Origin of the sequence: Cupriavidus cauae (genome assembly GCF_008632125.1) — a bacterium.
Classification (GTDB): Bacteria; Pseudomonadota; Gammaproteobacteria; order Burkholderiales; family Burkholderiaceae; genus Cupriavidus; species Cupriavidus cauae.
Genome location: NZ_VWRN01000065.1, coordinates 1 through 8,077, shown reverse-complemented (window position 1 = coordinate 8,077; position 8,077 = coordinate 1). Strand labels below are relative to the sequence as shown.

5 protein-coding genes are annotated in these 8,077 nt (G+C 68.5%); all 5 read left to right on the top strand.

Annotated elements, in window-relative coordinates; all coding sequences use genetic code 11:
• Positions 1 to 1,109, top strand: a 1,109-nt coding sequence (locus tag F1599_RS23185; protein WP_150084676.1) for an LWXIA domain-containing protein, incomplete at its 5' end; no start/stop codon positions are given.
• Between the two features lie 240 nt (positions 1,110 to 1,349).
• Entirely contained in the window at positions 1,350 to 1,955 is a 606-nt protein-coding gene (locus tag F1599_RS23180) for an SRPBCC family protein (RefSeq protein WP_223819841.1), read from the top strand.
• 103 nt (positions 1,956 to 2,058) lie between these two features.
• On the top strand, positions 2,059 to 3,096 hold the full coding sequence (locus F1599_RS23175) for a LysR family transcriptional regulator (protein ID WP_223819840.1): 1,038 nt from the start codon (positions 2,059 to 2,061) through the stop codon (positions 3,094 to 3,096).
• Positions 3,097 to 3,272: 176 nt separating this feature from the next.
• Positions 3,273 to 4,076, top strand: a complete 804-nt coding sequence (locus F1599_RS23170; protein WP_149318293.1) for a putative hydro-lyase — start codon at positions 3,273 to 3,275, stop codon at positions 4,074 to 4,076.
• Between the two features lie 277 nt (positions 4,077 to 4,353).
• The coding region (locus tag F1599_RS23165; RefSeq protein WP_150084675.1) for a DUF4781 domain-containing protein at positions 4,354 to 8,077 on the top strand (3,724 nt) is incomplete at its 3' end.

Genomic DNA, 8,077 nt, shown 5'->3' with positions numbered 1-8,077 from the left:
CCACTGCGTTGCAGGGCGGCCTCGCCAACGCCAGCGGCGACAGCGCGCTGACCTTCGCCCAGGTCCGCCGCGGCCTGCAGCGCGGCGCGCGCGCGGCGGCGCTGGCCCATGGCGCCTACGCGGCCGCGACCGGTCAGGTCGACGTCTCGCGCGATCCGCGGGAGCTGCGCAAGTACAACCTGCCGGACACCACGCGCATCGACGGCTGGCAGATCACCTTCCGTTCGCGCGACGGGCTGAACTCGATGACGCTGTGGCTCAATATCGGCGGCATCAAGTCGCTGTGGGTGGGCGGCAGCACCACGCCGTTCGCGTTCTCGCGCGACGGCAAGACGACGGTCGGCACGCGCGACGGCGTCAATATCCTCGAGGGCGGCGTCGCCTATCGCTTCGGCCTGCCATGGCTGTCGAAGATGGGCATGGCGAGCCTGCGCGTCGGCCACGTCAAGCACAACATCCTGCGCACCAACTTCGCCAACGGCAGGCTGACCGACGTGGATGGGCAGGCCACGTGGTCGTGGCCGGTCACGCCGGTGCTGATGGACGCGACCAATATCGGCCCGCTGCGCTTCTACGGCTCCAATACCGCCAACCGCCTGCAGATCGGCCAGTACGGCAGCAAGGTCGGCCCGGCGCAGCTGTGGTACCTGAAGGGACCGGACCTGTCGAAGTCCCGCGTCAGCGAGATCGACGCGATCACGTTGAACAAGGAGTTCCAGTGGCCGGACCTGCTCGGGTCTTCCGGCCGCCATCGTGCGGCACTGGCCGATACCGCGCGCGGCACCGCGCCACAGCTGCGGGCCGAACGGCAGCCCACGGCGCCGACGATCGAGCCGCCGCATCGCAACCTGTCGCGGCGCGCCGCCGCGGTGCTGGCGGGTTACCACCAGGTGGCGCCGGGCGATACGCTGTGGGAGATCGCGCGCAGCCATCGCGACACCCTGCTGGCCGCCGATGGCGAGGCCGGTGCCGCATCCTTGGGCGAAATCGGGCAGACCAGCCGGGCCCTCGATCATCTGCTGCAGCTCAATGCGTCGATCGGCGATCCGGACCGCATCGTGCCCGGCTGGCTGGTCGACATCGCACCGCCGCAGACGCGCCAGGGCTGACGGACCCGCGCGAAGTTCCCGTCCTACGAAGCTTCGGTGATGGCAAGGCGCGCCGCTCGCGGTACGCTACGCCATCACCGAGCCCGGCCGCGATGGCCGGCCATGGATGCGCATGGACGTGCAGCAACACGCAGGAACATGCAGGAACACGCAGGGACGCGCATCCACGCGAAACCGAGCGCCTTGGCGCATCTCGCACCGAGCACCATCCTTTCTCCGACGACCGATCCTTCCGCCGGCATGCCCGACCACCACTCATCCCTCGTTCTTGCACGGCGGCGCCCTCGTGGCGCGCCGCTGGCGGCCCTGGCCGCGCTGGCGTCGCTGGCCATCGCGCCGGCCGCCCACGCCCAACTGGTCCCGGTGGAGCGCTCGATCCTGATCCACCGCACGCCCGAGCAGGTATGGAGCCAGGCCGGCGACTACTGTGCGATCGCCAAGTGGGACACCGCGCTGCGCTCGTGCAGCGTGGTGCTGGGCGACGGCTCTCCGGGTACCGTCCGCCGCGCCGAGCGCAAGAACGGCGGGCCGCCGGTGGTCGACGTGCTGGTCGATAGGGGACCGTATTCCTACGTCTACCGCAAGCTGTCGAACCATACGCGCGGGCGGCTGCAGGTAAGTCCCGGTCCCGATGCCGGCACCGCCGTGGTAACGTGGCAGATGTGGCTCGACCCGCTGTCCGTGCCCGCCGGTCCTCGCGCCGAGTACCCGCAGGCGCTGGGCGACGAAATGCAGAAGGGGCTGGGCCGCATCAAGGTGCTGGCCGAGCAGCCGGTCGATGCCGCGCCGGCGTACCCGGTGCGCGAGTCCACCGACGCAGCGCGTCCGTCGACGCAGGGAAGTTGAGCGACACGGCCGCGGTGCGCGGGCAGGGCGCCGCGGCGCGCGATGCCGGTGTTGTTCGTCCGCGCCAGCCGCATCGTGATTCCCGTGTCCAACCCCTGTCGACATGAACCTGCGCTTTCTCGAGACGTTCGTCTGGGTCGCCCGTTTGCGAAGCTTCCGGCTGACCGCGGAAAAACTGTTCACCACCCAGGCCTCGATTTCCAGCCGCATCGCCGTGCTGGAGGAAGACCTCGGCGTCAAGCTGTTCCTGCGCGATTCGCGCGGCGTTTCGCTGACCCCGCAGGGCCAGCAGGTGCTGGAATACGCCGAGCGCATGGTCAACACGATGCACCGGCTGCGCCAGTCGATCGACTCCACGCGCGTCAGCGAGGGGCGCCTGCGCATCGGCGCGATGGACTCGGTGATTCATACCTGGCTGTCGTCGGTGGTCCGCCGCGTGATGGAGGCCTACCCGGCGCTGGAGATCGAGCTGACCGCCGACGCGGCGCTGAACCTGTGCGATCAGCTGCAGAAGGGCTATCTCGACATCATCTTCCAGACCGATCTGCTGCGCGTGGAGACCGTGCGCAATATCGAGCTGGCCAAGTACCCGATCCGCTGGATCGTCGCCAGGGGCTCGGCCTATGACCGGCCGTATCGCTCGCTGGACGACCTCGCCGGCGAACGCGTGATCACCTTCGTCAAGAACTCGCGCCCACATCAGGACATCCTGAGCCTGTTCCACCTGAACGGCGTGCCGTCGCCGCGCATCAGCTGCGTCAATTCGGTCGCGGCGATGACGCGGCTGATCGGCGAGGGCTTCGGCATCGGCGCGGTGCCGCCGGTGCTGGTGCGGCGCGAGCTGGAGGACGGCACGCTGACCATCGTCGATATCGACAGCCATCCGCCGTCGCTCGACATCGTGGCCTCGTGGCGCACCGGTGCAGGACTGGAGCTGTCGGAGGCCGTGATCGCGCTGACCGTCGGCGTGGTGGCCGCGTTCTGCGCGGAAGCGGGCGAGGACAAGGCGATGCTGATGGCCAACGCGGCCGCGCAGGGCAGCGGCGGCGATGGCGAAGGCGATAACGGGCGCGACACGGGCCGCGATACCGGCCGCGATGCCGCGCGCGACACCGGTGGCGATCGCGCGAGCGACGCCTGAGATCCGGCACCTCGGATCGCCCAAGGCAAGCCCGACTTGCCTTTGTCATCGAAAAGCCTTATCGCGCTGCATCCAAAAGATTTGTTGGACAGTGCATCGGCGCGGCGTCCAGAATCGTTGCACACCTCGCGAACAGCGCGCGTTGCGCTCGCGTGCACGACTCCACGCCGACGACCATGAACCTGCCCCTTCAGCAAGCCAACGGACTGTTGCCCGAAGACCCCGCCGCACTGCGCGCCCTGATTCGCTCCGGCCGTTATCGCGGCCATACCAGCGGGCTGGCGAGGGGCTATGTCCAGGCCAATATCGTTATCCTGACGCGCGACTGGGCCTATGACTTCCTGCAGTTCTGCGCGCTGAACCGCAAGGCCTGTCCGCTGATCGATGTCACCGAGCCGGGCGATCCGGTCTTCCGCAATCTCGGCGTCGACGTCGACATCCGCAGCGATGTGCCGCTGTATCGCGTCTACCGCAACGGTACCGACTATCAGGAGACCACCGACATCGCCTCGCTGTGGCGCGACGATTTTGTGGCCTTCGCGATCGGCTGCTCGTTCTCGTTCGAGCATGCGCTGATCGCCGCCAACGTTCCGCTCAAGCACATCAATCTCGGCCGCAACGTGGCGATGTTCCGCACCTCGATCGAGACGCGGCCGGCCGGGCGCCTGTCCGGCAAGCTGGTGGTGTCGATGCGGCCGATGAAGGCCGCCGACGCGATCCTTGCTACCGAGATCACCGCGCGTTATCCGGACGTCCACGGTGCGCCGGTGCATATCGGCGATCCGCGGCTGATCGGCATCGAGGATATCGAGGCGCCGGACTACGGCGACGCGGTGCCGGTGGACGAGGACGAGATCCCGGTGTTCTGGGCCTGCGGCGTGACCCCCCAGGCCGTGATCCGCGAAGCCCGGCCCGAGATCTGCATCACGCATGCGCCGGGCTGCATGCTGGTCACCGACCTCGACAACAACCGGCTGTAGACGATTGCCATGACGGGGCGATGACAGCGTTGCGCGTCGTTGCCCCCGGTCGCGGCGCCTTGCGGTCCTCGACTACGTATTCACGTAGTTCCATGCCCTCCCGGTGGCCGGCTGAACCCTCAGCCTACGATTCTCCCTAGTTGGTATCGCGCGATACCGGGCAGACAATGGCCTGTCACGCTGGCCGCAGTGCGTCCAGGCGCGGTCCGCCGCGCGCCCACGTCATGCCTGCCTTAACGCCGTTCGCATCGCCCCCGTTCCTCAGGAGAAGAGCGTCATGCTGGATTTCAAGGACCTGATGCAAGCCCGCGAAGCCATTCTCGCCGCGGCCCGCGCCGCCGCCGAAGCCGCGGCACGCGCGGCGGCAGAGGAGGCCCGGCGCGCGCAGGCTCGCGAGGCCGAACGGCAGCGGCAGGCCCAGGAAGCGGAAAGCGCCCGGCGCAACGAACAGAACAACCAGGCCCAGCAGGCGCAACAGGCGGAGCAGGCCCAGCAGGCGCAGCAGGCAAACCAGACGCAGCAGGCCGAGCAGAAACAGCAGCCGGATCGCGCGGCGAGCAATCAGCCCGTCGTCACGCCGGCGCTCTACACCCCGCAAACGCAGCCGGCCGGCGTGGTGCAGGTCAAGGGTCCGGGCGGCGACAAGCCGGCCACCGATCCCGCGCAGCAAGCGCGCGAGCAAGAGCAGAACGAGGCGAAGGGGCACACCGATCGCTGGCACAAGGACGCCAAGGGCGCGTACGACGACAGCGAGACCAAGCGCAATGCCGGCACCATGACCGATGCCGACTGGAAGCCGATCGAGCAGAAATACGGCATGGTGATGGCCGGCGCGCAGAACGAGCTGCGCGTGGCCGCCAATCAGGCCGCGGCAAGCGGCGGCGACGACAAGGCGATCACCGCGGCGGTCGACGCCAAGGCCAGGGAGATCCGCGAGCGCTACAACGATCCGGTGCTCGACCAGAACCTCGACAGCATCAAGGATGGCTTCCTGAAGGCCGAGCCGACGCAGGAAGCGCGCGACACGCAGGGGGCGCGCTTCCAGCTGGGACTCGCCGAGGAGCGGCTCGACCAGGCCGAAGCCACCTTGCAGCGGGAAGAGAAGGCGCTGTCCGAGATCCCGATGGGCATCCGCCGCGCCGATCCCGAGAGCGGCCAGGCCGTCAGCGACGCGCGCGCGGCCGTGCACGAGGCGCAGCAGACGCGGGACAAGGCCGAGGAGACCTATCTCGGCACGATGCGCGTCGAGATCGATACGCTGGCCACGCAGCTCTACAAGAAGGATGCCGATACCAAGCTGAGCGACGTCCGCAACCAGCCACACGACCGCTCGCAGTCGATGACGGATCGCGGCTACGACCTGACCGAGGCGCAAAACCGCGTCGACGACGCCGAGGCACAGCTCGAAGCGCTGCAGGCCGGCAAGGGCGTCAAGGTGCCCGACAGCTACCGGCAGCAGGCCATCGAGCAATTGCACGGCCGCTATGGCAGCGACCAGGGCATGCGCACGGTCATCGCGACCGCCGACATGCAAGGGCGGATCGCCGGCGAGATGGAGCATCTGACCCCGGAGAACGAGTTCGAACGCGAGCTGGCGCAGACCGATCCGACCACGCTGGCGATGGCGCAGGTCCAGGGGCTGACGCTCGATCCGGACGCCAGGATGGATCCGAACTCGGCGACACCGCGCGACCTGTCGCAGCAGGAACGGGACCTGATGGAGTTCAACCCCGCGGCCTATGTCATGTACAAGTCGCTGGGAGCGGATTACCTTGTCCCCGCCGAGAATGCGCCGCCGAACGATCCGACGCGGCGCGCGTTCGAGGCCGGTGTGAAGAACTCCGGCCTGGTGATGTACGCGTTCACCGAGACGCAGCGGCGCGCGGAAGGCGGCGAGGGCATCAGCAAGGAAGACAGCGCCGCCGCGGCAGCGGGCATGCAGCGCATGCTGTCGCTGATGCGAGGCTCGGTGCCGCTGCGCGAGGGCTATCTGCAGGACAACCTGAGCAAGAAGCTCGATGCGGGCGACTTCGTCGGCGCACTGAAGCTGCGCCAGGGCGCGGCCAATGCCGCGCAGACCGAACAGGAGCGCGAGCGCTATCTCGCCGTGGACGGCAATCGCTTTGACGGCGAGGCCTTCCGCGCGCAGATCGAGGCGTCGATGCGCAAGGACCTCGAAGGCAAGACGCACGACGACGACTACAAGCCGATCATCGGGCAGGAAACCATGTACGCCGACCGGGTCGGCCAGTACATGCAGCAGGTCGCGCCGTATCTGACCGAGGAAGACGCCACCACGCTGCTCGATACCGTCAAGAGCGAATACAGCAACGACTGGACTGGCCGCAATGTCGCGCCGTCCGGCGGCAGCTACAACGACTGGAACGACTTCTACCATGGCCTGGCCGCGGTGGTCGACGCCGCCGACGCCGGCTACTACGCGCGCAATCCTGGCTCCGAACTCGGCACCGGCCCCGCCGCGACCTCGACCGCCAGCTGGCTCGCCAACGAGGACAACGACGTCTTCACCATGGTGATGCAGAACCAGGTCGGCGGCACGCAGGGGCGCATCTATGGCGGCGCGGAGGATGCCGCGGCCAAGGGGCACACCAGCCTGTCGCTTGCCTTCGCCAAGGAGCTGAAGGACCACGACCGCGCGCCGCCGATGGCCGACTACGACCTGACCCGCGCGATGGATCGGGGCCACGAGAAGTACAGCGGCACCGAAAAGGCCAAGGAAGACCAGCGCCGGTTCGAACTGGACAAGGATGAGATCCTGCAGGGCACCTTCGATTCGCTGGCGCTGCGCAAGGACGAGCTGACCGTCAAGGCCGGCGATGACAAGGCGCTCGACAATGCGATCGCGCTGGCCGCGCCCAACGCCGATCCGAAGCTGATCAAGGAACAGCTGGCCGAGGACGTGCCGGAGGGCGCGACCATCAAGGTCATTCCGATGTACGTGACCGGGCCCGGCATGTCGCCATACCAGAGCGCCGTCTTCGAATTCGTCGGCAAGGATGGCAAGACGCTGTGGGTCGACGACCAGGGCGCGGTCTACGGCAAGGGCGATCAGCCGGCCGAGCGCGACTTCCAGGAAAACAACGAGCTGCACGACAAGGGCACCGTGTATCTGGCCAGGGACCTGAGCCTGGGTGCCGACGGGCATGCGGAGTTCGACGATATCGACGCGCATATCGTCACCGATGGCGAGAAATTCCGCGCCTGGCTCGATATCGGCGTGGCCGCGGTCGGCGCGATCGGCGGCATCGGCGTGATGGTGGCCTCGGGCGGCACGCTGACGCCGCTGGTGGCGGCCGCCTGGGGCGGCATGCTCGGCTCGATGGGCTATGGCCTGGCGGTGACGGCGGTCGATGCGAATGACATGGCGACGCATGGACGCTCGCTCAATCCGCTGGACAATGCCCGCGCGTTTTCGCTGTGGGCCAACGGCTTCGGCTCGGTGGCCGGCATGGCTGGGCTGGGCCTGGGCAAGGGCGCGTCGCTGGCGATGCGGGCCGGTGGCACGCTGAGCGGCAACTCGTCGACGTTCTCGCAGATGGCGGCCAGGACATTGGCCGGCAATGCCAACCGCATGGCGATCGGCAGCCGCGTGTTCAACGGCGCCGCGTTCGGCTCCGGTGCGATCATGACCGGCCAGCAGGCCATCACCTTCGCGCAGCACGGCGGCGACATGACGCTGACCGAGAAGCTGCAGAACGGCGCGATGCTGCTGATGGGCATGACGCAGATGATGCCCGCCGGCATCCAGATCCGCAGCGCGCAGGCGCTGCACAACGCCGCGCGGCGCGTCACCGGACGCCATCCCGCCGCCGAGGCCGCGGCACAGGCGCAGGCCTTGCAGCAGGCGATGCAGGCGGGCGATGCCCCGGTCAACGGTCGCGATGCCGACGTGCCGGTGCGCGTGCGGCCGGGTCAGGATGGCGCGGCGCAGGGGCGCCAACCGGCGGACACGGCCGGCCCGCTTCGCGCGGGCGAGGATG

Excerpts from the sequence above, each read along its gene's own strand:
- F1599_RS23175 (WP_223819840.1), top strand. The coding sequence starts at position 2,059 with ATGAACCTGCGCTTTCTCGAGACGTTCGTCTGGGTCGCCCGTTTGCGA.
- F1599_RS23170 (WP_149318293.1), top strand. The coding sequence starts at position 3,273 with ATGAACCTGCCCCTTCAGCAAGCCAACGGACTGTTGCCCGAAGACCCC.
- F1599_RS23180 (WP_223819841.1), top strand. The coding sequence starts at position 1,350 with ATGCCCGACCACCACTCATCCCTCGTTCTTGCACGGCGGCGCCCTCGT.